The 25,282-nt window shown below is 63.3% G+C and carries 20 protein-coding genes; 14 read left to right on the top strand and 6 right to left on the bottom strand.

Annotated elements, in window-relative coordinates:
• The first annotated feature begins 52 nt into the window (after positions 1–52).
• The 7 genes from acs to J3481_RS04085 all read left to right on the top strand — a co-directional run bounded on the left by acs (position 53) and on the right by J3481_RS04085 (position 7,935).
• A complete protein-coding gene (gene acs / locus J3481_RS04110) occupies positions 53–1,837 on the top strand; it encodes an acetate--CoA ligase (protein ID WP_328702146.1) in 1,785 nt (594 codons plus the stop codon).
• Between the two features lie 120 nt (positions 1,838–1,957).
• A complete protein-coding gene (locus J3481_RS04105; protein WP_206832584.1) occupies positions 1,958–3,091 on the top strand; it encodes an acyl-CoA dehydrogenase in 1,134 nt (377 codons plus the stop codon).
• A 13-nt stretch (positions 3,092–3,104) separates the two neighbouring features.
• On the top strand, positions 3,105–4,445 hold the full coding sequence (accC, locus tag J3481_RS04100) for an acetyl-CoA carboxylase biotin carboxylase subunit (RefSeq protein ID WP_328702145.1): 1,341 nt from the start codon (positions 3,105–3,107) through the stop codon (positions 4,443–4,445).
• Between the two features lie 12 nt (positions 4,446–4,457).
• On the top strand, positions 4,458–4,673 hold the full coding sequence (locus J3481_RS14630) for an acetyl-CoA carboxylase biotin carboxyl carrier protein subunit (RefSeq protein WP_236011108.1): 216 nt from the start codon (positions 4,458–4,460) through the stop codon (positions 4,671–4,673).
• Between the two features lie 19 nt (positions 4,674–4,692).
• Entirely contained in the window at positions 4,693–5,598 is a 906-nt protein-coding gene (locus J3481_RS04095) for a hydroxymethylglutaryl-CoA lyase (protein ID WP_206832583.1), read from the top strand.
• 13 nt (positions 5,599–5,611) lie between these two features.
• Positions 5,612–7,138: an acyl-CoA carboxylase subunit beta gene (locus J3481_RS04090; RefSeq protein ID WP_206832582.1), complete on the top strand. Its 1,527-nt coding sequence runs from the start codon at positions 5,612–5,614 to the stop codon at positions 7,136–7,138.
• 14 nt (positions 7,139–7,152) lie between these two features.
• Positions 7,153–7,935 carry an enoyl-CoA hydratase-related protein gene (locus tag J3481_RS04085; RefSeq protein WP_206832581.1) on the top strand — a complete coding sequence of 261 codons (783 nt, stop codon included), beginning with the start codon at positions 7,153–7,155 and terminating at the stop codon, positions 7,933–7,935.
• Positions 7,936–8,002: 67 nt separating this feature from the next.
• Here J3481_RS04085 and J3481_RS04080 read toward each other — a convergent pair whose 3' ends face one another.
• The 4 genes from J3481_RS04080 to J3481_RS04065 form a co-directional block, all read right to left on the bottom strand.
• Positions 8,003–8,983, bottom strand: a complete 981-nt coding sequence (locus J3481_RS04080; protein WP_206832580.1) for an aromatic ring-hydroxylating oxygenase subunit alpha — start codon at positions 8,981–8,983, stop codon at positions 8,003–8,005.
• Between the two features lie 192 nt (positions 8,984–9,175).
• Positions 9,176–10,306, bottom strand: coding sequence for an ABC transporter substrate-binding protein (locus tag J3481_RS04075; protein ID WP_236011107.1), 1,131 nt, complete (start codon positions 10,304–10,306; stop codon positions 9,176–9,178).
• A 216-nt stretch (positions 10,307–10,522) separates the two neighbouring features.
• Positions 10,523–11,329 (bottom strand): carbohydrate ABC transporter permease, encoded by an 807-nt coding sequence (locus J3481_RS04070; RefSeq protein ID WP_206832578.1) that lies wholly within the window; start codon positions 11,327–11,329, stop codon positions 10,523–10,525.
• Positions 11,330–11,342: 13 nt separating this feature from the next.
• Complete coding sequence (locus J3481_RS04065; protein WP_206832577.1) at positions 11,343–12,227, bottom strand: carbohydrate ABC transporter permease; 885 nt, start codon at positions 12,225–12,227, stop codon at positions 11,343–11,345.
• A 129-nt stretch (positions 12,228–12,356) separates the two neighbouring features.
• Between J3481_RS04065 and J3481_RS04060 the strand changes: the two genes are divergently transcribed.
• Positions 12,357–13,745, top strand: coding sequence for an MBL fold metallo-hydrolase (locus tag J3481_RS04060; protein ID WP_328702144.1), 1,389 nt, complete (start codon positions 12,357–12,359; stop codon positions 13,743–13,745).
• 52 nt (positions 13,746–13,797) lie between these two features.
• Here J3481_RS04060 and J3481_RS04055 read toward each other — a convergent pair whose 3' ends face one another.
• The gene (locus J3481_RS04055; RefSeq protein ID WP_206832575.1) at positions 13,798–15,012 is read right to left on the bottom strand and encodes an MFS transporter; all 1,215 of its coding nucleotides are present in this window, start codon (positions 15,010–15,012) and stop codon (positions 13,798–13,800) included.
• A gap of 167 nt (positions 15,013–15,179) precedes the next feature.
• On the opposite strand from J3481_RS04055, the gene J3481_RS04050 reads away from it, so the two are divergent.
• Genes J3481_RS04050 through J3481_RS04035 form a run of 4 tightly spaced genes read left to right on the top strand, consistent with a single transcriptional unit; the run spans position 15,180 to position 20,094 of the window.
• Positions 15,180–17,153 (top strand): hypothetical protein, encoded by a 1,974-nt coding sequence (locus tag J3481_RS04050; RefSeq protein ID WP_206832574.1) that lies wholly within the window; start codon positions 15,180–15,182, stop codon positions 17,151–17,153.
• Positions 17,150–18,085 carry an ABC transporter ATP-binding protein gene (locus J3481_RS04045; protein WP_206832573.1) on the top strand — a complete coding sequence of 312 codons (936 nt, stop codon included), beginning with the start codon at positions 17,150–17,152 and terminating at the stop codon, positions 18,083–18,085. Before J3481_RS04050 ends, J3481_RS04045 begins: the two co-directional genes overlap by 4 nt.
• Positions 18,082–18,924 carry an ABC transporter permease gene (locus tag J3481_RS04040; protein ID WP_206832572.1) on the top strand — a complete coding sequence of 281 codons (843 nt, stop codon included), beginning with the start codon at positions 18,082–18,084 and terminating at the stop codon, positions 18,922–18,924. The genes J3481_RS04045 and J3481_RS04040 overlap by 4 nt, the downstream gene beginning before the upstream one ends.
• A 3-nt stretch (positions 18,925–18,927) precedes the next feature.
• On the top strand, positions 18,928–20,094 hold the full coding sequence (locus tag J3481_RS04035) for a sodium:calcium antiporter (RefSeq protein ID WP_328702143.1): 1,167 nt from the start codon (positions 18,928–18,930) through the stop codon (positions 20,092–20,094).
• Between the two features lie 3 nt (positions 20,095–20,097).
• On the opposite strand, the gene J3481_RS04030 is transcribed toward J3481_RS04035, so the two are convergent.
• Positions 20,098–21,399: a glutamate-1-semialdehyde 2,1-aminomutase gene (locus J3481_RS04030; RefSeq protein ID WP_206882433.1), complete on the bottom strand. Its 1,302-nt coding sequence runs from the start codon at positions 21,397–21,399 to the stop codon at positions 20,098–20,100.
• Positions 21,400–22,111: 712 nt separating this feature from the next.
• Here J3481_RS04030 and hisS point away from each other — a divergent pair.
• Complete coding sequence (gene hisS, locus J3481_RS04025) at positions 22,112–23,374, top strand: histidine--tRNA ligase (RefSeq protein ID WP_206830935.1); 1,263 nt, start codon at positions 22,112–22,114, stop codon at positions 23,372–23,374.
• The gene (aspS, locus tag J3481_RS04020) at positions 23,375–25,180 is read left to right on the top strand and encodes an aspartate--tRNA ligase (RefSeq protein ID WP_206830934.1); all 1,806 of its coding nucleotides are present in this window, start codon (positions 23,375–23,377) and stop codon (positions 25,178–25,180) included.
• Positions 25,181–25,282: the final 102 nt, after the last annotated feature.

The following is a 25,282-nucleotide window of genomic DNA, read 5'->3' as shown; positions in this document are numbered from 1 at the left end:
TTAGGGTGTTTTTCAAAAGTCAAGTGTTTTTCGATGGTTTCATTAACATTTCATAAAATGTTCACAATCCAACTTCATACAGCAACTGCATAGCGCCTGTATCAATGTGTGCGAAAACTGCGTCGATCGCCATGCCAAACATCCGATGTATCGCAACAAGGTGGCGCTGTTTTTTGAGGGCGAGGATGGCGAGCGGCGCAGCGTGACGTATCTCCAGTTGCACGACGCGGTGTCCCGTTTTGCGAACGCGCTGAAAAGCCTCGGGCTGCGGCGGGGCGACGTGGTCTGCGTGTACATGCAGAATCTCATCGAGACCTATGTGGTGCTCTTGGCCTGCCTGCGAATCGGCGTGCTGTACAACACGGTGTTTGCGGGGTTCTCCGCCGAGGCGCTGCGCGAGCGGATCGTGCGGTGCGGAGCCAGGGCCGTCATCTGCTCCAACGGCAGCCTCAGGCGCGGGCGCGTCTTGCGCTTGAAGGACACCGTCGATCAGGCACTGCAAGGCGTGGACACGGTGGAACACGTGATCGTCTACCGGCGCCTGCCGGATCTCGACACGCCCATGACGCCTGGGCGCGATCTCGACTTCCAGTCGTTGCTCGCGAGCGCTTCGCCCGATTGTCCGCCGGAAGTGTTGGAGGCGAACGAACCCGGCTTTCTCATCTTTACGAGTGGAACCACAGGCAGGCCGAAGGGCATCGTGCACGCCGGCGGCGGCTTTCTGCTTGGAACCTACGCCTACACGAAGTTTCAGCTTGACCTGCGCCCGGAGGACGTCTACTGGAACACGGCGGACATCGGCTGGCTGACGTCGCATATCTTCGTGTTGGTGGGAGGGCTCGCCCTCGGGACCACGACCCTTTTGTACGAGGGTGCGCTCGACTGGCCGAAGGCCGGCCGGCTGTACGAGATGATCGAGCGCTATCGCGTCAACAAGCTGTTCTCCGCGCCGACGGCGTATCGGATGATGATGAAACACGGCGAGGACGTGGCTCGCCAGTACGATCTTTCGTCGCTCGAGCTCTTGGTCTCCGTCGGCGAACCTTTCAATCCGGAGGCGTGGCACTGGGTTCGCCGGGTGGTCGGCGGCGACGTGGCGGTGATCAACAACACCTGGGGCCAGACGGAGACCGGCGGAACGCCGCTCGCGCTCCTGCCGGGTGCGGTGCCCATGAAGCCCGGGTCCTGCGGCGTTCCGTTCTTCGGCCACGATCTCGCCGTGGTGGACGAAGAGGGCCGAGAGGTGCCCGACGGCGTTCCGGGGTACCTCGTCATTCGCCGGCCGTTCCCCTCGCTCGCGCGCGATGTGTACGGCGACCGCAACCTCTATTTGAACGCCTACTTCTCCCGCATGCCGGGGCTCTACTTCACGGGCGACAGCGCGGTTCGAGACGCGGACGGCCACTTCTGGGTGCTCGGACGCGTGGACGACGTGATCAACGTATCCGGACACCGCATCAGCACGATGGAGATGGAGAGTTCGCTGATTCAGCATCCGGCGGTGGTCGAGGCGGCCGTGGTGGGGGAACCCGACGAGGTGAAGGGGCAAGTGCCGGTCGCGTTCGTGACGCTCGAGCGCGGATGGGAGCCGGGCACGGACCTGGAAGAGGAACTGAAGGCGCGCGTGGTGGCGGACATCGGCTCGTTCGCGCGGCCTGCCCGCGTGTACTTCGTGGAGGCGATGCCGAAGACCCGGTCCGGCAAGATCCTGCGCCGCATGTTGCGCGAAATTCTCCAGACCGGCGAGGTGAAAGGCGATGTCACCGGGCTCGAGGACTGGGAGGTCGTCGAGCGGCTCCTTCAAGATCTGCGCGAGCGGGCGCCGGGGAGCGAATGACGGGATGATACCATTCCTCAGCCGCCCATTTCTTGGCCATTGTGCGGTCTTCCAAAATTGATTGCAAGCGCTTGCTTATTCGGCTACAGTGAATGGTGAGAGGGAAGGGAGAGGGACCGCGTGGATTTTGATCTCACCCCGGAACAACGGATGATTCGGGATACGGTGCGCGAGTTTGCGGAGGCCGAGATCGCGCCGCATGCAGCGGAGTGGGATAGGACCGAACATTTCCCCATCGAGGTCTTTCGCAAGATGGGCGAACTCGGCTTTCTCGGCCTGCCGATTCCTGAGCAATACGGCGGTGCGGGCGCCGATATGATTTCGTACTGCCTGGCGGTGGAGGAAATCGGGCGCGCCTGCGGCGGGACGGGGCTCAGCTATGAGGCGCACGTGTCGCTGGCCTGCACGCCCATCCTCCTGTATGGGACGGAGGAGCAAAAGCGCAAGTACCTTGTGCCCATGGCCCGCGGCGAGGCACTCGGCGCGTTTGGCCTGACGGAGCCCGGGGCCGGATCGGACGCTGGCGGGACGCGGACGACCGCCGTGCTGGAGGGTGACGAATGGGTCATCACCGGCAACAAGATCTTCAACACCAACGGGGGCTACGCGAAGTACGTCGTCCTCACCGCGGTGACGGATCCTGCGTCGCGCGGCATCAGCGCGTTCATTGTGCCGACGGATGTCGAGGGCTTCTCGGTGAGCAAGCCGTATGAGAAACTGGGCATGCGGGCGTCGAACACCGTGGAACTGATTCTCGATCACGTCCGCGTGCCGAAGGAAAACCTGCTTGGTCCACTGAACGCCGGGTTTAAACAGTTTCTCTCGACCCTGGACGGCGGCCGCGTCGCCATCGCGGCGTTGGCGGTCGGCATCGCTCGCGCCGCGTTCGAGACGGCGCTCGCGTACGCGAAGACCCGCGTCCAGTTTGGACAGACCATCAGCAAGTTCCAGGCGATTCAGCACAAACTGGCGGATATGGCGATGCATATCGATCTCGCCCGCAACGCGGTGATGAAGGCCGCGTGGCTGAAGGATCAGGGCCGCCCATACACGCTTGAGGCTTCGTACGCGAAGCTGTTTGCGTCGGAGATGTGCACGCGGACTTGCGAGCAGGCGATTCAGGTGCTCGGCGGGTACGGGTACATGCGCGAATATCCGGTGGAACGCCACTATCGCGATGCGAAGTTGATCGAGATCGGCGAGGGGACGTCCGAGATCCAGCGGCTCGTGATCGCGCGGCAGCTCGGCTGCTAAGGGGGGACGGCGCGTGTTTTCGAAGGTGTTGATCGCGAATCGAGGCGAGATCGCCAGGCGCATCATCCGCACGTGCAGGCGCATGGGCATCGCGACGGTGGCCGTCTATTCCGACGCGGACGAGAAAGCGCTTCACGTGCGCGAGGCCGACGAGGCGGTGCGCATTGGCGAGGCCCAGGTGGCGAAGAGCTACCTGAACATCGACGCGATTCTGCGCGCGGCGGAGCAGACGGGCGCGGAGGCCATTCATCCGGGCTACGGATTGCTGAGCGAAAACGCCGATTTTGCGCGCGCCGCGGCGGAGCGGGGCATCCGCTTCATCGGCCCTTCACCGGAAGCCATCGCTGCCATGGGCAGCAAGGTGGCGGCGCGCGAGACGGTCAAGCGCGCCGGAGCGCCGGTCGTGCCGGGAAGCGAAGGCGCGGTGGCCGACGTCGAGGAGGCGTGCAGGATTGCGGCCGAGATTGGCTATCCCGTCATGCTGAAGGCGTCGTACGGGGGCGGCGGGATCGGCATGCAAGTGGTTCGTTCGGAGGAGGAATTGCGCAAGGCGTTTGCATCCAACTCCGCGCGGGCCAAGGCGTACTTCGGCAACGGCGAGATGTTCCTCGAGAAGCGCGTGGAGCGGCCGCGGCACGTCGAGATCCAGGTGCTCTGCGACGGGCACGGACACGGCGTGTATCTCTGGGAGCGCGAATGCTCCATCCAGCGGCGCCACCAGAAGGTGATCGAGGAGGCGCCGTCCCCGTTTGTGGATGAGGCGCTCCGGCGGAACATGGGCGAGGCGGCGCTCGCCATCTGCCGAGCCATCCGCTATGAAAACGCGGGTACGCTCGAGTTTTTGGTCGATGAGGAGAAGAATTTTTACTTTCTCGAGATGAACACGAGGCTGCAGGTGGAACACCCGGTCACCGAGATGATCACGGGGCTCGATCTCGTCGAGTGGCAGCTGCGCATTGCGGCCGGCGAACCGCTCGGATTTCGGCAGGACGAGATCGCGCGCGAAGGGCACGCCATCGAGTGCCGGGTCTACGCTGAAGATCCGGAGAAGATGCTCCCGTCGCCAGGGACCCTCACGCGCCTCGTCTTGCCGGAGGGCGAGGGGATCCGGAACGACGTGGGCGTGGAATCCGGTTCCGAGATCACCCCGTTCTACGATCCGATGATCGGCAAGCTCATCGTGCACGGACGCGATCGCGCGGAGGCAATTGCGCGCATGCAGCAGGCGCTCGATGCGTACGTCATCGAGGGGATTCGCTCGAACCTGCCGCTGTTGCGCGCGATCCTCGCCTCGGATCGGTTTGCTGCGGGCGACACGACGACGGATTTTCTAGAAACCTGGGGGAAGCGCTGAGGAGGGGTCATCATGGCAACCGTGCAAGCCAACATGGCAGGCATCGTGCTTCGGGTGCTCGTGCAACCGGGCGATCGCGTCGAGGCCGGCCAGGACGTCGTCATGCTTGAGTCGATGAAAATGGAGATTCCCATTCAGGCCGAGCAAGGTGGCGTCGTGGCGGAGGTGCTCGCGAACGAGGGCGATTTCGTGAACGAAGGGGACGATCTCGTCCGCTTGGAAGACTGATGCAAAAGAGGGCGATGACATGGCGGAGCGCGTGTGGCTGCGAGAAGTCGGGCCGCGCGACGGGCTGCAGAATGAACCCGGCGTGATCGACACGGCGGTCAAAGTCGAGCTGGTCGAGCGGCTGATGGACGCGGGCGTACGATTCATTGAAGTGTCGTCTTTCGTGCACCCGAAGTGGATCCCGCAACTGGCGGACGCGGACGAGGTGTTCGCCCGCATTCGGCGCAGGCCGGGGGTGGAGCTCTCCGCGCTCGTGCCGAACGAGCGCGGGCTGGCGCGCGCGCTGCAGGCGAAGGTCGATGCCGTGCACGTGTTTATGTCCGCGAGCGAGTCGCACAACTTGAAGAACATCAACAAGACCATTCAAGACACCTATCCGGTGCTGCGCCCGGTGATCGAGGGCGCCAAGGCGGAAGGGCTCGTGGTTCGGGGGTACGTGTCCACCGTCTTCGGCTGCCCGTACGAGGGCAAGGTCCCGGTTGCGCAGGTTCTGTCGGTGGTCGAGCGGCTGTTAGAGCTCGGCGTCGACGAGGTGGCGCTCGGCGACACCATCGGGGTGGCGGTGCCCGCGCAGGTCGGCGCGATGGTGCGCGAAGTCGAGCGTGTGGTGCCCTTGGATCGCGTATCGCTCCATTTTCACGACACGCGCGGCATGGCCATTGCCAACATCTACGCGGGCTTTCTCGCAGGCGTGCGGCGGTTCGACGGATCCATCGGCGGACTCGGCGGCTGTCCGTACGCGCCCGGCGCGTCCGGGAACGTGGCGCTGGAAGACGTGCTCTATCTGTTCCACGGCATGGGTGTCGAGACGGAGATCGACGCCGAAGCGTATCTGGACGTCGTCGCCTGGTTCGAGGCGAAACTCGGGAAGCCGCTCTCGAGCCACGCCCGACAGGTGGCGCGGGGATCGTGCCAGGCGACGTGAAGGAGGAAGGGCCATGGCGGACGAGCGATTGGAAGCGATGCGAGCGCGCGCGATGGCGGGCGGCGCGCAGAAATACCACGAGAAGAATCGCGAACAGGGCAAGCTGTTTGTGCGCGATCGCCTGAAACTGCTTCTGGATGACGGCCTCGAGGTGGAGGATGGGCTGTACGCGAACTGCCAGGCGGACGATCTTCCGGCTGACGGCGTGGTGACGGGCATTGGGCGGATCCACGGCCGAAAGGTCGCGGTCATGGCGAACGACAGCACGGTCAAGGCGGGAAGCTGGGGAGCCCGCACGGTCGAGAAGATCCTGCGGATTCAGGAGACGGCGGAAAAACTGCAAATCCCCCTCATCTACCTCGTGGATTCGGCTGGGGCGCGCATCACAGATCAGGTCGAGATGTTTCCAGGGCGACGCGGCGCTGGCCGCATCTTCTACAATGAAGTGCGCCTGAGCGGTCACATTCCTCAGATCTGCCTGCTCTTCGGGCCGTCCGCGGCTGGCGGCGCCTACATCCCGGCCTTCTGCGATCTCGTCATCATGGTCGAGGGCAACGCAAGCATGTACCTCGGTTCGCCGCGCATGGCGGAGATGGTCATCGGCGAAAAGGTGACGCTCGAGGAGATGGGCGGCGCGCGCATGCACTGCACCGTCAGCGGCTGCGGAGACGTGCTCGTCCCCGACGAGCCGAGCGCCATCGAGGCGTGCCGGCGCTACCTCCGCTACATGCCCAATTCGTACCTGGAGCGGCCGCCCGTCGAGGAGCCGCGCGATCCGGCCCCGTCGTCGAAAAGGCCGTCCGAAATTGTCCCCAAGAACCCGAACGCGCCGTTCAACATGTACGATTTCATCGACAGGCTGATCGACGAGGGATCGTGGTTTGAGGTCAAGGCGCTTTTCGCGCAGGAGATCATCACGGGCTTGGCGCGGATCGGCGGGCGGCCGGTCGGCATCGTGGCCAATCAGCCGCGGGTCAAGGGCGGCGTGTTGTTCGTGGACTCGGCCGACAAGGCCGCGCGGTTCATCACGCTGTGCGATGCGTTTCACATTCCGCTGCTCTTTCTCGCCGACGTGCCCGGCTTCATGATTGGCACCAAGGTGGAGCGCCAGGGCATCATCCGCCACGGGGCGAAGCTCATCGCGGCCATGTCGGAGGCCACGGTGCCGAAGATCTCGGTGATCGTCAGAAAGGCCTACGGGGCCGGGCTGTACGCGATGGCGGGCCCGGCGTTTGAACCCGACGCCTGCATCGCGCTGCCGACGGCCGAGATCGCCGTGATGGGTCCGGAGGCGGCGGTGAATGCGGTGTACGCCAATAAAATTGCGGAGCTGGAGGAGCCCGAGCGCTCCGCCTTTGTCAAAGAGAAGCGCGAGGAATACCGGCGCGACATCGACATCTACCGGCTGGCCTCGGAGCTCGTGGTGGACAGCATCGTCGACGCGGATGAACTGCGGGACGAACTCGTCCGGCGCTTCGCGATGTATGAGGGGAAGTCGGTGGCGTTTGGGCACCGGAAGCATCCGGTGTATCCGGTGTGAGAGGGGAGTCGGGCGTGGAACAGCCCATTCTGTGGCATAAGGGAGAGGACGGGATCGCCGAGCTCGTCCTGAACCGGCCGGAAGCGATGAATGCGCTCAGTTACGCGCTGCTTTGTGCGTTGGACGACGTGGTGCGCCAGATCGCCTCGGACCGGGAGGTGCGCGCCGTGATCGTGCGGGGAGAGGGCAGGGGCTTCTGCGCCGGGGCTGATTTGAAGGAGCGGCGCGGGCTCGGGCCGGACGAGGTGCGGCGCAATGTGCGCCTGACGCGGGAGGCGTTCGATCGCGTCGCGCGCCTGCCGCAGCCGACCATCGCGGTGATGCACGGCTTCGCGTTCGGCGGGGGGCTCGAGCTCGCCCTGGCCTGCGATTTCCGCATCGGCTCGCGCGATCTCCGGCTCGGGCTGACCGAGACCTCGCTCGCCATTGTGCCCGGCGCGGGCGGCACGCAGCGGCTGGCGAGGCTGATAGGACCGACGTGGGCGAAGTGGATGATCTTCACGGCGGCGCGCATCGACGCGGATCGGGCGAAGGAACTCGGCATCCTGCTCGAGGTGGCGGATACGCGCGAGGCCGCATTGGAGGCCGCGCGGGAGCTCGCGAGCGCCATTGCGGAGAACGGCCCCGTGGCCGTGCGGCAGGCGAAGTGGGCCATCGATCGCGGCCTGGACGTCGATCTCGCGACCGGGCTTGCCCTCGAAGACGCCGCGTATGAAGGCGTGCTGCCGACGGCAGATCGTCTGGAGGCGCTTGCCGCCTTTGCGGAGAAGCGCAAGCCGCGTTTCCGCGGAGAATAGGCGGCGGGAGGGCGCCGGGCTTGCCGCTTAGGCGCGGCGCCCCGCACGTGGGCGCCGCATGGGTGCTTCATACGGAAGGATTCACCGTGACGCGGGGCTCATCGCCCGTGAGAAAACGGTACCACCGCTGGCGGAAGCGGACCTGCGGCGCGTCGGCGGGCACGTGCGCTTCCATCCGCAGCGCTTCCGGGATCGGCCTCGGTTGCTGGCTTTCGACCACCTGCTGGTCTTCGCGCAGCACGCGCAGGCTGTAGCGCCGGAACACGGCGTCCATCCCGGGGATGGATCGGGCGAAGGATCGCCCCGCATACCCGAGGATGAGCGTGGTCTCCGCGTCGACCGGCGTGAACGTGACGAAGTTGATGAAACCGCCCTGCCGTTCGGCGGGTCGCAAGATCCACATCTGGGGAAACCAATACTCGAGCACGCCGCCGCCGTTCTGTATTCGAATCCTGTCCCCATGGTCGACGTCGAACGACACGCGCGGGATGGCGGCAGGCGTGCGGCGGCCGATGGTCTTGCGGTGCACGAAGGCCAGATGGGCCACGTCGAGGACGCTCTCGACGACGCGCGTCAGGTGTGCTTGCCAGACGTCTTGATACGGGACGAGGCGGTAAGCGCCCGTCGTCAACTCGGGAAACAGCTGTGGCACCTGAGGCATGGCTTCGGGGCCGAGGTAGACCCAGACCAATCCGCCATGGTCACAAGCGGGGTACGCTCGGTTGTGGGCGAAGTCGGGGATGGGGCGATCCGGGTGAGCGGGGATGCAAGCGCAGCGACCGTCACCGTCAAACTGCCACCCGTGATAGGCACACGCGAGCCGTCCCTCGTTGACGCGTCCCAGGGCGAGATCGGCGCCGCGGTGGGTGCAGTATCGAGACAGCGCGCGCACGTTCCCGGATGAGTCGCGGAAAAGGACCAGATCGCGCCCGGCGACGCGCGCAGCAAGCGGCTTTTGACGCCCAAGTTGGCTGGAGAAACACACGGCGTACCAGGTCGCCGGAAACACATGGTCTTCACTTGGCAGCGGAGCTTTTCGCTCTCCCATCATTCACGCCTCCTGGCCTTTGTGGGTGTCTGTTTTAATCATGTATACTGGTTAGTTAATTATGCAACAGGCAGATCTACACTTTATGCCTTCTGGCGAGGTCGTCGCCGCGTTTCGGCGGTTGGGGTGCGATGGCAAAACGCGCGGGGCAGCCTGAGAACAGCCGCCCCGCACGAGCGAGATGCATGTCCGTCACGAGTTGTTCTGGGCGAGCGCTTGGTTCGTGAGGTTGACCATATTCTGCAGCGTGACCTGCGGGGTCTGACGACCTGCCAGCATGTTGCCGATCTGCGTGCTCATCTCCTGTTCCGCAGAATACAGAGAAGCGATGCGCGGCGAGAAGTAGGCGTATTGCAATTCATTTGGCGCCACGCCCTGATTCGGATGCGCCTTGATATAGCTCGTCCACGACGGGTTGGTCAGCGCGCTCTGACGCACGGGGAGGTAGCCCGTCTGTTCCGCCCATTCGATGGTGGAAGGAACGGAGATGAGGAAATTCAGATATTTGGCTGCCGCAGCCTTCTGAGCGGCAGAGGCAGAGTTGAAGATGACCAGATTGAGACCTGCGGTTGGCACGGCGTAGGTCACGCCTTTCGGAAGCGGCGCCACCTTGTAGTGCGTATTGGGGTTGGTGATGAATGACATCGCCGCCACCGTGTCGAGGTCCATCGCATATTCATTGGTGTTAAAGCCGTCCGAAAGATACTCGTTGGCACCGACGAGCTTGGCTGCATGTTCGTCCACAAGGCGCTTCATAAAGTTGAGCGCGGCCAGCCCTGCGGAGCTGTTGAATGCCGCTTTGGTGTTGCTGGCGTTCAAGATCTGTCCGCCGGCCTGCTTCAGCAACATCTCAAACGTATAGTAGTTTCCTTGCAGGCCGAGGCCCGGAATACCTTCTTTCTTCTCAATCTGGAGGGCGTCCTGCTCAAGTTCGCTCCAGGTCTTTGGCGGCGAAGAGATTCCGGCCTTCTTCAGATCATCCACGTTGTAGTACAACACGTAGGCAGACTTGTTGAACGGCACCGACATGAGCTTGCCGTGATAGGTCGAGTCCGCCCGCCAGATGGGAATCAGGTCGTTTTGGGTGGATTTCGGGATTACCGCATCGAGCGGCTCGATCAAGCCGTTCTGCACATAATTCGTTTCCCATGTTTCCTCAACCTGTGCGACGGTCGGTTCCGTGCCGGACGAGATGGCCGCTGTCAGCTTCTGTTCCAGGGTGCTGTACGAGCCATTGAAGATGAGTTGGACATGGATGTTCGGGTTTTGCTTCTCAAATTCGTCCGTCAGCTTCTGCAGCTCCTTGCCGAGCTTTCCGGGCATCGATTCCTCGAAGGTAATGGTCACAGGCTGTGAGGTGCTCGCGGCTTGCCCGGACGAGTTGGCGGACTTGGTCATGGGAATGCCGCCCCCGCCTCCCGTTTCCTCGTCGCCACATCCCGTGGCCATCCACGCGCACATCACCACCGCCGCGGCGGTTGTCGCAAGTGCCTTTCGCTTGCTCTTCACATTGACCTCTCCTTTCGATGGTCAAGCATTTTATCTAATGCCGCTGCGCGCGATGCCTTCGATAAAGTACCGCTGTCCGATAAGGAATACGATGGCAAGCGGTACCATGCAGAATGTCGCAGCGGCCATTAGCTGGTTGTATTCGGTCCCCACGTCCGACGTGAAGTTCATCAGACCTACGGGTACCGTGTCCAGGTTTTGAGAGTTGGACACCACGACGACCCAGAGGAATGAATTCCAGCTGCCGATGAATTTAATCAGGCCCGCCGTGATCCAAACCGGTTTTGTGAGAGGCATCACGATTTGAAACAGCGTGCGCACGGGATTGAGCCCATCCATTTGAGCCGCCTCAAAGAGTTCTCCCGGCATCGATAGGAAGAATTGGCGCATGAGAAAGATGGTGAACACACTCACGAGCCACGGGACGATGATCCCTTGATACGTGCTCATCCAATGCAGTTTGGCGACCGTGATGTAGTTGGGGATCAACAGGAGTTCGCCTGGAACCATGAGCGTCGCCAAAAGGGCGAGAAACAGTGTTCGCTTGCCTGCGAATTCGAGGCGGGCAAACGCATAGGCAGCCATGGCGCCCAGTGTCAAGTCGAATAGGGTTTCCACGCCTGAGATGAAGAGGCTGTTCAAGAAGTATCGGCCGAACGGTGCGGACGTCCACGCGGCGGCATAGTTGCTCCATTCGATGGGGTGAGGCCACAGCGACGGCGTTGAGGTGAGCACCTGACTGGCCGGTTTGAGCGAAGTGGAAAGCATCCAGATGAAGGGTCCCACAGAGAACAGGGTTACGACGAGGAGCGCGGTATAAATGAGCACCTTGCGCATGGCGGTCCCTCCATCAGGACTCGTAGTGAACGCGCCGTTGCAGCGTCATCTGCAGGAGCGTGCACGCGAGAATGATGACAAAGAGAATGTAGGCGGAAGCGCTGGCGTACCCCATACGGTAGTCGCTGAATCCTTCGGTGAACATGTAGTACAGCATGGTCAAGCCGCTGTCGTTAGGCCCATCCGTCGCGCCGTACAGGACATACACGGGGAGGAAGACTTTGAAGGCCTCGATGGTGCTTATTAGGAGCACAAAGAACGTCGTCGGAGAAAGAAGCGGCCAGGTGACATGCCGAAACAGGTTCCAGCCATGCGCTCCATCGACGCGAGCGGCTTCGTAGTACTCGCGACTGATGTTCTGAAGGCCTGCAAGAAATAAGACGGAGACATACCCTAGACTCTGCCATACGCTCAGCGTTACGAGACAGATCATGGTATCCTGCGGGGTGTTGAGCCAATCCGGTCCCTGAATGCCAATCTGTCGCAGCAGGTCATTGAGCAACCCAAACTGATCGTTAAAAATCCATTGCCATATAATGCCTGTGGCCGCGATCGACGTCACGTAGGGGAGAAAGATCGCGGTGCGAAAGAATCCTCGTAAGCGAATTTTCGCGTTCAGCAACAGAGCCACGCCCAGCCCAAGTGCCATCACGATGGGCACGTACAGCGCGACAAACAGGATCGTGTTCGCCACGGCGCGGTGAAACAACGGATCCTGAAAGATTTGCACGTAGTTCCGCAAGCCCACGAATTGCTTGTGAGGGCTGATCATATCCCAGCGAAAGAAGCTGATGACGAACGATTCGACAATGGGATAGAGCGTGAACACGGCCAAGAGGATGAGCGTGGGAAACAGCATCAGGTACGCCGTGATCGTCCTTCGAGCCTTCAACGTCATCTCGAAATCCCTCTCAAATGAAGCATGACATACCTCGGTTTCCACTCCACCGACATTGTAGTGGGAAGAGACAGAGTCGACAAGTAAAAATTGAGTAAATAGAACTTCACATAAATTCAAAAACGAAGTATGTTCTCAACCTCCCTCGTGTGGTATTCTGAAATGCTCGGCGGCGATCCGAGCTCGTGCAAGGGAGAGATGGTTGTGGACAAGTCGACGCGCATCACGTTCTTCGGGGGCACGCGTACGATCGGCGGCACGATTTGCCGGGTGAAGACTGCGACTGCCCAACTCGTCTTTGACATGGGACATGTGGTTCGCCCTTCTTCCCCGATTTTCTCGGGGTCACTGCGACCGCGCTCGGTCGCCGACTTGCGGGCGGTGGGCATCCTTCCGGATATTCCTGAGCTTTATATGGATCAACATCATCAAGACGTTGCGGTTTGTATAAGTCATAACCACTTGGATCATACCGCGCTTTTGCCTTATATGGCAAACGGAATCTCGATTTTTTCGACAAAAGAGACTTGCCAGATGCTGAAGGTCATTTCGGAGGCCGCCCTCGAAGAGCAGCCGCCGCTCCGACTCATCGGCGTCGAGACAGGCACTTGGCAGTCCGTGGGCGACCTGAGCTTTCAATTTGTCCCGGTCGATCACGACACGCCCGGGGCGGCGGCCATCTTGATAAGCGCACCCGACATGCGGCTGGTTTACACGGGGGATCTGCGGTTTCACGGATGGCGTCCCGAGGTTTCTCGAGCGTTTGTGGAGAAAGCGCGAAGGTTCGAGCCGGACGTGCTCCTCATTGAAGGTACGCGGGCGGGCGACGAGCCTCGTCCGCAGGTCACCGAGCAGGAACTCATCCGCCTCGTGGTGGACGCGATGGCGGGGGAAGACGGGATCGTCTACTTCAACGCTTACCCTCGCCATCCAGAACGAGTCCTGTCGTTCGTGCGTGCAGCTCACGAAGTGAACCGCACGGCCGTCCTCGAGGCTCGCACGCTGTACGTGGCCGCGCATTTCACGGGCCGTCTGCCGGAGGGCGTGAGGATTTGGGCCGATAGCGATTTGCCCGATCCCGTCGCGAGGTGGCTCCAAGGGGTTGGCCTGCCTGTCATTGGGCCTTCCGAAGTGGCGGAAAGGCCGAGTGCGTTTGCGGTCGAGCTTGCGTACGACCGGCTGTGGCGCCTGATCGATCTCGACCGGGCCGCATCGGGTTTGTACATTCACTCCAACGGCGCTCCGCTCGGTCCGTTCGATCCCGCCTGGGACAACCTGCAGCGGTGGCTCGCGCATTTCGGCGTCGCCTTTCGTTCGCTGGGCACGAGCGGTCACGCGGCCCTGGGCGAGATCGAACAGGTGGTGGAGGCCATTCGACCGCGCGTCTATCTTCCGATTCATTCGTTTCATCCCGAGCGCGTGGTGGCATCGGGCATTCCGCGCTTCCTGCCCGAGGAACGTGTGGATTACACCCTCTCCGATCTCCTCGCCAACGCTTCCTTGACTGCGCGGGACTGACAGCCTGCCGGGCGGCCTTCGCGCCGGCCGCCTGGATATGCGCACCTTCCTGTCATGAAGCACTCAATTTTCGTCTGGCGAAAAGAAAGGCGAGACTGGCCGCCGACTGGGCGATGAGGATCATGCCGATCACGCCCGCCCATCCCATCGTCGACCAGAAGACGCCGCCCAAGGAGCCGATGACGCTCGAGCCGGCATAGTAACAGAAGAGATACAGGGCGGACGCCTGCGCCCGAACCGAGCCCCCGAGGCTGCCGACGCTCGACGATGCCGTGGAGTGGGCTCCGAAAAACCCAAACGTGAAGACGACCATGCCCGCCACAATCAGCACCAGGTCCCGGGCGCAGGTGAGCAGGGCGCCGGCAGCCATGATCCCCACATTGAGCGGGAGCACGCGGTGCCGGCCGATTCGATCCGCGAGGCCGCCCATGAACGACGAGCTGAACGTGCCCGCCAGATAGGCGAAGAACAATAGGCCGATGACAGAGGTCGAAAGGTGGTAAGGCGCGCGAGACAGGCGGAAACCCATGTACGTGTAAAGCGACACAAATCCGCCCATCAAGAGGCCGCCCACGAGATACAGGGCGACGAGTTCCCTTCGCTTCACGGCCTGCGCAAAGCGAGACAGGATCTCCTGCGCGCGATCTCGCCTCGGTACAAAGTGTCGCGATGCAGGCAGCGACCATGCGACGTAACCGGCGAGCGCCAGGCTCACCGCTCCCAGCCCGATCATGCCCCATCGCCAGGAGGTGCGATCGGCCACCAGGCTCATGGCGACCCTTCCGAGCAGCCCGCCGAGCGTATTGCCGCTGATGTAGAGGCCCATGGCAAAGCCGAGGCTGGTTGGCTCCATCTCTTCGCTCAAATACGTCATGGCCACGGCCGGCAACCCGGCGAGCGTCACCCCTTCGGCGGCGCGCGCAACGACGATCCCCCAAAAACTCGGCATAAGGCCCAGCGCGAGTTGGAGAAGGGAAGAAGCGAACAGGGAAAAGAGCATGATGGGTTTTCTGCCGAATCGATCGGACAACGATGCGAACACCGGCAGGGACAGGGCGAGCATGAATGTGGAGGCGGAAAGCGCGAGGCTCGCGGTCGCCGGCGATCTCGCAAACGCTGCGCTGAACGCCGGAATGAGCGGCTGCACCGCGTACAAGTTGGCGAATGTCACGAGCCCCGCGGCGAGGAACGCGATGCTCACGCGGCGATAGACAGGCGTTCCTCGGGCGATATGCGCGTGTTCCGCAGGCGGTTTCGATGGCAGCATGTGACCAACCCTCTTCCGCACACATAGGTCACCCATCAGGATACGACGTTTCACATTCGATGACCAGCGCCGCGACATTCGCAGGACGCGGCGGATGGCGGTACAATGGTACCGCATGGCCATCTCACCAGGCGGCTTATGAAACGCCTTTTGAAAGGGATTGGGGCATGAGGATGGTCTCGCGCGCCCGTCGGGCGCTCGTTCGACATGTGGTTGCGGCGCTTGCTGCGGCGGCCGCGATCTGCGCCACGTGGGAGGCGTCTCGCGCGCCGGAGGTGTTCGCGGACGCTTCTCCGGTGTCCATGGCGGTCGCGGTCGGATATGGCGGATACTACGTCGCGGATGAATGGGTACCGGTGCACGTTTGGGTGCGAAATGGCGGCCGGGCAGAGATGGCGAAACTGGTGCTGCGCGTGGGGGGGCCCTCCATCGGCGATCGGCGTGTTGCGGCCGAACTCGCGTGGCCGCTCTGGCTGCCCAAGGGCGCGTCCGCGTCGACCTTCGTCGACGTGCCGGGGAGCGCGCTGGCGCAGGGCGCTTCGCTCGAACTCGTCATCGGAAACCGCGTCGTTTCGACCTCATGGCTCGGCGGCAACAGCGTCTCCCACGTCGATCTCGTCGGCGTGGTCAGCGATAGCTCCCAGGCCACGCAGTTTCTCGCGGGCACGAGCGCGGACGGCACGCCCGTCCTGCCGGTCGCTCTCCGGGCGTACGACCTGCCCACGTCCCCTCAAGCGCTCGCCGATCTCAGCGCGCTCGTGGCGAGCGTGGACGAGCTGCGCGCGTTGTCGAAGGCGCAGGTGCGTGCGCTTGCGGCTTGGCTCGACCAGGGGGGCATGCTGGTCGTAACCGGAACCGGGCTTGCCCCGGCCGAACTCGGCGCGCTTCCCATCTCGCCTGGCGCGTTTGCTGTCGTGAACGGCGATGCGCTGGCCAGCTTCGCTGGCACCAGCGACGGTCCAGGCCAAATCGAGTCGACGGCGGGCGAGATCGCCGCGGACGCTCGACTGTGGGCGGGCTCGAACGCAGAGCCTCTTGTGGCAAGCGAGGCGTTTGGCCGTGGGCAGATCTGGCAGACCGCCTTTTCCCCGCTGGATCCGGACCTCTTGGCGTGGCCAGGCAACGCGCAGATGTGGACGGCCCTGTTCCACGATGCCGGAATGGCCCAGGTGGACGATCCGGCCGTGTCCAATCTGTTGCGCCCAACGGGAGGTCTCAGCCTGACGAGCGTGGGCGACGCGCTGGAGCCGCTTCGCATGCCGGGACTCTCCACCTTTGGCTTGGTGCTCCTGGCCTATCTGCTGGCCGCGGGGCCCGTGACGTTTTACGTGCTTCGGCGGTTGCGGCGAGCGGCGCTCGCGTGGGTGGTCCTGCCCGCGCTCAGCGGGCTCACCACGGCCGGGGTCTTTGCGCTCGGCGGATCGGCGCGGCCCGCAGGACTGCTGATGAACGGCGTCGGCGTGATGGAGTTGCTCGGCGACGGCCAGGCGTACGAGTATGGGGCTTTGGCCATCATGTCGCCCGACAGCGGCGACGAGATCCTGCGATTGCCTGCAGGCGACGACATTCTCACGCTGCAGAGCGACAATCAGCCTGTGGCGAACGCCGGAATCGAGCACAGCGCCGATGCGACGTGGGTGTCGCTGACGGATGTTCCGCGCTGGCATGTGCGCTACGTGTTTGCGTCGGGATTCCACGACGACGCCGGGCGGATCCAGTGCAATTTCAAGGAAGCGTACGGCCTTTTGTTTGGGACCGTGACCAACGAGACGCGGATGACCTTGACGAACGTGGCGGTGGTCTACGACGGCATGCTCGTCAAACTGGGCGCGCTCGCGCCGGGGCAGACGAGATCGGTGAACGCGAGTCAGGAGGTGCCGACGTCGTCCTGGATTTCCGACTACGGCGTGTACAATCGCCAACTCACGCACGGCATTGGGCGAACGCTCGGGGCGTATTTGTCGAGCCTGGCTGCAGGATGGCACGGGGGATCCGAAGCCGCGCTCGTCCTTGCGACGGCGGACGGCGGTCTGCCCGAGCTGGCGGCGCCGGCGAACGATCACGTGGTCGCGAGCGAGAAGCGGCTGGTGCTGGTGCGCGAGTACGCGCCGGTGATGCCGGTGGTGGAGGCGGGATCGTGATTCTCACACAGAACCTGAGCAAGCGGTACGGCAAGACGCTCGCCCTGAACAACCTGAATCTCAACATCGAGCGCGGGACGATTTTCGGGCTCGTGGGCGAAAATGGGGCGGGCAAGACGACGGCGTTGTCGATGCTTGCGACGCTCACGTTGCCGACGTCGGGGCGCGCGTACGTCTGCGGCCACGAGGTGACGAAAGAGCCCAAAGCCGTTCGTCGGGTCATTGGCTACATGCCGGATTCGTTCGGGGTGTACGACGATCTCACGGTCATGGAGTATCTGCGTTTCTTCGCCCAGTGTTACGGCGTGGACCGGCGGACCATCTCGCGCCGGGCGGAGGAGCTTTTGGAGCGCGTCCGGCTTGTGGACAAGCGGGACGTCTACGTCAACAACCTGTCGCGCGGCATGCAGCAGCGCCTCGAGGTCGCGCGCTGCCTGATGCACGATCCGGACGTGCTCATCCTGGACGAGCCGTCGAGCGGTCTGGATCCCAAGTCGCGGCTGGAGATGAGAGCTGTGCTCGCGGGACTGCGCGAGCTCGGCAAGACGGTGATCATCAGCACGCATATTTTAAACGAACTCGCCGAGGTCGCCGACGAAGTCGGCATTCTCCTGCGGGGCGAACTCGTGGCCGTGGCAGCGGTCCAGGTGATGGTGCAGCACTCGAGCGCGTACCGGACGCTCGTCATCGATGGGCGCGATCTCGGCAGCGCGTTCGTGAAGGCGCTGTTCGCGGATCCGCACGTGGCCGAGGTGCGCCCGTTGGAGCGCGGGTGGGAAGTCCTGTACGCGGGCACGCTCGCTCAGCAGGCGGAGCTTTTGAGTCGGCTCGTGGCGGATGGGTTTGCCATCACCCAATTCCGCGAACAACCGACGGACATTGAGCAGCTTTTTCTTCGCCTCGCCGCGATTCAGGAAGGGGTGACGCTGTGAACATCCACCTCAACCCTCTTCTCTTGAAGGAATTCCGCCAGCGCATGCGGACCATCCGGGCGCCGCTCGTCATCACGGCGTACCTGTTTGGCATGTGTGCACTCACGGTGTTTCTCCTCTATGAAAACGTCCAGGGGCAGTTGTACCTCGTCCAACCCACGAAGAGTCAGCAGGTGTTCGCCTTGGTCAGCCTCCTGCAGATGGTCATTGTCGCCTTTTTGGCCCCGGCCTTCGCGTCGGGCTCCGTGAGCGGTGAGCGCGAACGGAAGACGCTCGCCGTCCTTCTGACAACGCCCGTGGGTCCCTTTGGCATTCTGTTCGGAAAGGTGGTCTCCTCGAGCGCCCTGCTGGTCCTGCTCGTGGTGTTGACGCTGCCGGTCTACAGCCTTGTGTTCCTGTACGGCGGCGCCGTTCCTGCGCAGGTCGCGTCGGTGCTCGGATTTCAGCTCGTGACCATCGTCGTAATTTCGACCGTATGTGTCCTGTTTTCCACCATCGCGCTGCGATCCACGTGGAGCACCGTGTTCGCCTACGGCAGCGTTGGACTCATGACGGTCATCTTCGGGGCGCTGGGCTACGGTTTGAAGTCCCTCTACGAGCAAAACCCCATCGACTACACGGCGCTTGTCTGGTCTCACTTTTTCTACGCGCTCGATCCCCTGTACGTCGAGGCGGCGTTTTTGGGCGTGGTATCCGCCAAGGCGCACGTTTGGATACCCTTTGTCGAGTTTTATGCGGTCGTGATCGCGGTCCTATTGGTGCCGAGCCTCTGGCGCCTGCGGCCGCAGTGGTTTTCATGGCTGCCTTTCGTGAGCGGCACCGAGAAGCAGTATCAATGAACGGTGGGGCTTGTCATACAGCGCGGGCCTGGCGCGTACAGGTATATGGATCTGTGCGCGGAGGTGGATCGCGTGATCGCCGTCCAATTGGCTTTCGGGCTCTGCATGGTGCTGTTCGGGGCAGAGCTCTTGACGAATGCCGTCGAGTGGCTGGGTGTGAAGCTCGGCTTGGGCGAGGGGGCCGTGGGCAGTGTGCTGGCAGCGCTCGGCACGGCGCTTCCCGAGACGGCGGTTCCCATGACGGCCATTGTGCTGGGGGACGGGCGCGACGCTGAGCAGGTCGGGATTGGAGGTATCCTCGGGGCGCCCTTTCTTTTGGTGACCTTGGGCGGGCTCGTGCTCGCGCTTGCCGCTTTTCTGTTTCGCGCGGGTCGGCCGTCGCAGGGCATCGCGGTCCATGGCGGCGTCTTTGCGCGCGATCTCGCCTTTTTCCTCGTTGGCTTTTCCCTTTCGCTCGTGCCCGCCGCGTGGCCGATCCCCGCGCTCAAGCTGCCGACGGCCTGTCTCCTCGCTCTGTGGTATGGGGCATTCGTGCGCGCGCACTTGCGAGATCGGCCCGCGGGAGGGCCGCAGCCTGAGCTTCGTCCTCTCTACCTCAGCCTTCGCAGCGATCATCCGGCCACGGCTTCCATCGTCGTTCAGCTCGCCTGCGCGCTCGGCCTTGTGGTCGGCGGCGCCCATCTGCTCACAGCGGGCGTCGAGACGCTGGCGGCTTCGATGGAGATGCCCGCGTTTTTGCTTTCAGCGCTTATCATCCCCATTGCCACAGAGTTGCCGGAAACGCTCAACAGCGTGGTGTGGATGCGCGACCGGAAAGACGTCCTCGCCGTCGGAAACATCACAGGCGCGATGGTGTTTCAGGGCACGCTCGTCCCAGCCATCGGCATGCTGTTCACGGACTGGACACTGACGCGTCCGGCGTGGTGGACCGCCGGTCTGACGCTTTCGGCCGCGGCGTTTCTGCTCGCGTCCGTTTGCGCGACGTCCCGCATCGAGCCATGGGCGCTCTGCTTTGCCTCCCTCGCGTATTTCGCGCTCCCTTTTGTGGCGCTTGAGCCTCATGCGCTGCCCGGGTCTTTGCGGCTTGGCCTAGCCGCCGCGATGTTGACCATCTCCGCCGTGGGCGCGGCGATGCTTTGGCGCCGCGGCCCCTGTCGATCCCGCCCGTAGCCGTTACCTTGTTCGGGCGAGATCGCGAAAGACCTCTTCGAGCGCCGCCATGGTTTCCTCAATATCCGCATCGCTGTGGACCGCCGACACGAACCACGCCTCATATTTGGATGGCGCGATGAGAATGCCGCGATCGGACAGCAGATGAAAGAAGCGGGCAAATTGCTGGCTGTCCGTGCGCGTTGCCGCGTCGTAATCGCGCACGGGTTCACGGCCAAAGTAGATGGTGAACGCGCCGCCCACGCGGTTGACGACGATGTCAATGCCGTTCGCCCGCGCCGCCGACTCGGCCGCGTCCACGAGCCGCGCCGCCCTGCGCGCCATGTCGTCGTACAGGCCGCGCTCCGACAGCGCGCGCAAGCAGGCCATGCCCGTGCGCATGGAGAGCGGGTTGCCCGCCATGGTCCCCGCCTGATACGCAGGCCCGAGCGGCGCCACCTGCTCCATCACGTCGCGCCGACCTCCGTACGCGCCAATGGGCAGACCTCCGCCGATGATCTTGCCCAGGGCGTACAGGTCCGGGTGCACGCCGTACAGTTGCGCGGCGCTGCCATAGTGAAAACGGAAGGCCGTGATGACCTCGTCAAAGATGACGAGCGCGCCCACCTCGTGGCCGAGATCGATCACGTCCGCCAGATACCGGTCGTCGATGGGCGGCACGATGCCGAAGTTGCCCACAATCGGTTCCACGAGGATGGCGGCGAGATCGGACCCGTGAACGCGGAGCGCTTCCTTCAGGGCCTCGCGGTCGTTGAACGGCACGGTGACGATCTCGCTCGCAACGTTGCGCGTGACGCCCGCGCTGTCGGGAACGCCGATGGACGACGGCCCGCTGCCGGCGGCGACGAGCATCGCGTCGGAGTGGCCGTGATAACACCCGGCAAACTTGAGCACCTTGGTCCGTCCCGTGTAGGCGCGCGCCACGCGGACGGTCGTCATGACGGCCTCGGTGCCCGAATTGACAAAGCGAATGCGCTCCAGATCCGGAATGGCTTCGCGGAGCATTTCGGCGAACTCCACCTCGTAGGGCGTCGGCGTGCCGTAGAGCACGCCGTCTTCCGCAGCCTCCTGGATGGCGCGCGTGATGGCCGGGTGCGCGTGGCCGAGGATGGAGGGACCATATCCGGCCAGGTAGTCGATGTACCGATGGCCGTCTGCGTCGTAGAGATACGGGCCTTCGCCGCGGACCATCACCACGGGCGTGCCGCCGCCGACCGATTTGTACGATCGCGACGGGCTGTTCACGCCTCCCAGGATCACCTGCTGTGCTCGCTGAAACCAGACTTCGGATTGCGGTCGATGCATGGCAAGCTCCTCCTTCGCGCACCATTGTTTCAACTGGGCCCGATGGAGTCAAGCGCTGAACGCCGGGCATGATCTCGGCGCAAGTGGGGCACGGTAGGGAAAACACCTTCGGAGGCGTTGGAACATGCGGATGTCCCCCTTGGAGTTGACGCTTAGGTCGATGCAGCAGGCGCAGGTCGCCATCGGTGGAAGATCTGAGGTGCGCATTCTCGCCTGGGAGCGCGGGGGACCCGTGGAAAGGTTGTCGCTCGACAAGCCCTGTCATCGGTGACGGAAACGTGAAAGCATGTGCACTTGAAAGTTCCTCATGCGCCCTTTCTCATTTGACAGGGCCTCTGCGCCTTTCTTATAATTCGCCATAGCACCATGCGCCACAATTTATAGGGCAATGTAGATGAAGAAGCAGAGTACAAGCGGTTTGGGCTGTTCCAGAGAGAGTGCGCCGTGGCTGCAAGCGACTCCGGCCTGCGTTTGGAAAGACGGCTTCGGATACCGCGTGAGCCGCTCTCGGGCGGCGAGCGCGCGTGGACGGCGCGTTAAGCCGAAGAGGGGAGCCTGGTGACAGGTTCAAGCAGGGTGGCACCGCGGAAGCGCTCTTTCGTCCCTGCCGATGTGGATCGGCATCGACGAAAGGGCGCTTTTTCGCGCAGACAAGCGGAGCCGCGCCATGCGGTTCCCCTCTGGCGGCGGATTGGAGAAGGAGGGAGTGCGCGTGGAGATCAGGCGGCCGAGAGGCACACAGGACATTTTGCCGGATGCCGTGCAGGCGTGGCAAGCGCTTGAGGCAGTCGTACGCGACGTGTTCGAGCGGGCCAATTACGCGGAGATCCGGACACCCATTTTTGAGCACACGGAGTTGTTTGAGCGCGGCGTCGGCGAGACGACGGACATTGTGTCCAAGGAAATGTACACCTTCCTGGATCGCGGCGGAAGGAGCATCACGCTGCGGCCGGAAGGCACGGCGGGGGTCGTCCGCGCCTATGTGGAAAACAAGCTGTACGGGCAGGGTACCTTGACCAAAGTCTATTACCTGGGACCCATGTTCCGGTACGAAAAGCCTCAGCGCGGGCGACTGCGCCAACTGCACCAGGTGGGCGTCGAGGTGCTCGGATCTGAACTGCCCGCCATGGACGCCGAGGTCATCGAACTCGGGTATTCCCTCCTCAAGCGGGTCGGCATGCGAGACATGACCGTGGAACTGAACTCGGTCGGATGCGGCGTCTGCCGACCTCGTCACCGCGAGAAGATGATCGAACGTCTGCTTCCGCACAAAGACGAACTTTGCGGCGACTGCCAGGTGCGCCTCGAAAAGAACCCTCTGCGCCTGTTCGACTGCAAGAACGAGTCGTGCCAGCAGGTGTTGCGCGAGGCGAAGGTGCCGTACATCGTCGATGAGCTGTGCGACGAATGCCGCCATCACCTGGATGCGGTCGAGGGGTATCTTCGCGCGATGGACGTGCCCTACCGGCTCGAGAAGTCCCTCGTTCGCGGCCTGGATTACTACACGCGCACGGCTTGGGAGATCACCGTGCCTCATTTCTCCACCGTGCTCGGCGGCGGTCGCTACAACCGCCTGGTCGCCGATCTCGGCGGCCCTGAGGTCCCCGGCATCGGCTTCGCGGCCGGGATGGAACGGATCCTTGCGGTGCTCGAGTCGCAGGGAGCATCACTCGGGGAACCGCCGGAGCTCGACGCGTTTGTCTGCGTCGCGGACGACACGGCGGAACACACGGCCATGGCCGTGCTCACCTCGCTCCGACGGCTCGGCATCCGTTGCGATCGCGACTACCAAGGCCGCAGCCTCAAGTCGCAGTTCAAGCAGGCCGATCGCCTCGGTGCGAAATTCGCCGTCGTGATCGGCGAGAGCGAGCTCGCCAAGGGGGCGGCCACGGTCAAACACCTGGCGACAGGCGAGCAGCGCGATGTGCCGTTCGGACAGCTGGCGGATCGAATTCGCGAAGGAGGATGGTCCTAAGTGGTGGAAGAGAAGCAAGTCGCCGCTGCATCGCGTTGGCGGAGTCATTGGGTGGGAGACACGATTCGCGTCGAACCCCAGTCCGAGGTGCGGCTTGCCGGGTGGGTGCAGCGCCGGCGCGATCTCGGCAGCGTGGTGTTCGTCGACCTGCGCGATCGCACCGGCATCGTCCAGCTCGTGTTCGATCGCGGCCGCGGCACGTCCGATGAGGCGATGGAGGTGGCGGATCGGCTGCGCAGCGAATACGTGATCGTCGTCGATGGCACCGTGGAGAAGCGCGATCCCGACACAGTCAATCCGAAGATCGAGACGGGCGCCATCGAGGTGGTCGTGAGGAGCGCGCGCATCGAGAGCGCGGCCAAGACGCCGCCGTTTTACATCGAGGATGGCATTCAGGTGGAGGAACCTGTGCGGTTGCGCTACCGATATCTCGACCTCCGCCGCCCGGAGATGCAGCGCATCTTCGCGCTTCGCCACCAGGCCATCCGGGCGTTTCGCCGGTATCTCGACGAGCGCGGCTTTCTCGAGATCGAGACGCCCATGCTGACGAAGTCGACGCCGGAAGGGGCGCGCGATTACCTGGTGCCGAGCCGCCTGCAGCCAGGCGAGTTCTACGCGCTGCCGCAGTCGCCGCAGATCTTCAAACAGTTGCTCATGGTCTCGGGGTTTGAGCGGTATTATCAGGTGGCGCGTTGCTTCCGGGACGAGGACCTGCGCGCGGATCGGCAGCCCGAGTTCACGCAGCTCGACATCGAGACGTCGTTCCTCCCGAAGGACGAGCTCATGGCGATGATGGAAGACATGATGGCCGCCGTGTTCAAGGAAGTGGCGGGCATCGAGGTGCCGCGGCCATTTTTGCGCCTCCCGTACCATGAGGCGATGGACAAGTACGGATCGGACAAGCCTGATCTGCGGTTTGGCATGGAAATGGCCGATCTCGCCGACCTCTTCGCGGGGACCAGCTTTCGCGTCTTCGCCGACGTTCTGGACAAGGGCGGCGTCATCAAGGCGCTGGTGGCGCCGGGGTGCGCGTCGTACAGCCGCAAACAGACGGACGATCTCGTCGCCTTTGTGAAACCGTACGGGCTGGGCGGGCTGGCCTACGTCGCCGTGCAAGAGGACGGATTCAAGTCGTCCATTGCGAAGTTTTTCACGGACGACGATTTCCGGCGGATCGCCGAGCGCGCGGGCGCGAAGCCGGGCGATCTTGTGCTCATCGGCGCCGGGCCCAAAGAGACGGTGCTTCCCGCGATGGGCGCGCTCCGGCTGCACCTGGGCCAGGAACTGGGCCTCATCGACGAGTCGCAGTTCCGGTTTCTGTGGGTGACGGACTTTCCGCTTTTGTCGTGGGATGACGAGGAGAAGCGGTGGGTGGCGGAACATCACCCGTTCACGATGCCGCGCGAGGAGGATATCCCGCTGCTGGACACGGATCCTGGCCGCGTGCGCGCGCAAGCGTACGACATGGTGCTCAACGGCTACGAGATCGGCGGCGGGTCGATGCGCATCTATCGCCGCGATGTGCAGGAGAAGATGTTTGCGGCGCTCGGCTTTTCGCCGGAAGAAGCGCAGGAGAAGTTCGGCTTCCTGCTGAACGCGTTCGAATACGGCACGCCGCCGCACGGGGGCATCGCCTTCGGGCTCGATCGCATCATCATGCTCCTCACCGGGGCGAAGTCGCTCAGAGACGTGATCGCGTTCCCGAAAACGGCGAGCGGCACGGATCTCATGGTGGGCGCGCCGAGCGAAGTCTCGGAACAGCAGCTCGAAGTCCTGCACCTGCGCGTGCGAAAGACAAAGGATTGAAGCGAGGGCGCGGCTCTCTGGGCTGCGCCCTCTTCCGGTGCGCCCGGCAGGGATGATCGGCTGAGGGGTTGAATACATCGAGGATAGAGGGGATCCCGTCCC

The organism is Alicyclobacillus fructus (assembly GCF_017329605.1).
GTDB lineage: Bacteria > Bacillota > Bacilli > Alicyclobacillales > Alicyclobacillaceae > Alicyclobacillus > Alicyclobacillus fructus.
This window is presented reverse-complemented; position numbering and strand designations above follow the sequence as displayed.

What these genes read in the sequence shown, in the direction of transcription:
- J3481_RS04055 (WP_206832575.1), bottom strand. Translation starts at nt 15,012, where the DNA reads ATGCTGCCATCGAAACCGCCTGCGGAACACGCGCATATCGCCCGAGGA.
- J3481_RS04030 (WP_206882433.1), bottom strand. Translation starts at nt 21,399, where the DNA reads ATGCATCGACCGCAATCCGAAGTCTGGTTTCAGCGAGCACAGCAGGTG.
- J3481_RS04090 (WP_206832582.1), top strand. Translation starts at nt 5,612, where the DNA reads ATGGCGGACGAGCGATTGGAAGCGATGCGAGCGCGCGCGATGGCGGGC.
- J3481_RS04075 (WP_236011107.1), bottom strand. Translation starts at nt 10,306, where the DNA reads ATGCCCGGAAAGCTCGGCAAGGAGCTGCAGAAGCTGACGGACGAATTT.
- J3481_RS04065 (WP_206832577.1), bottom strand. Translation starts at nt 12,227, where the DNA reads ATGACGTTGAAGGCTCGAAGGACGATCACGGCGTACCTGATGCTGTTT.
- J3481_RS04050 (WP_206832574.1), top strand. Translation starts at nt 15,180, where the DNA reads ATGAGGATGGTCTCGCGCGCCCGTCGGGCGCTCGTTCGACATGTGGTT.
- J3481_RS04080 (WP_206832580.1), bottom strand. Translation starts at nt 8,983, where the DNA reads ATGGGAGAGCGAAAAGCTCCGCTGCCAAGTGAAGACCATGTGTTTCCG.
- J3481_RS04070 (WP_206832578.1), bottom strand. Translation starts at nt 11,329, where the DNA reads ATGCGCAAGGTGCTCATTTATACCGCGCTCCTCGTCGTAACCCTGTTC.
- J3481_RS14630 (WP_236011108.1), top strand. Translation starts at nt 4,458, where the DNA reads ATGGCAACCGTGCAAGCCAACATGGCAGGCATCGTGCTTCGGGTGCTC.
- J3481_RS04060 (WP_328702144.1), top strand. Translation starts at nt 12,357, where the DNA reads ATGTTCTCAACCTCCCTCGTGTGGTATTCTGAAATGCTCGGCGGCGAT.
- J3481_RS04095 (WP_206832583.1), top strand. Translation starts at nt 4,693, where the DNA reads ATGGCGGAGCGCGTGTGGCTGCGAGAAGTCGGGCCGCGCGACGGGCTG.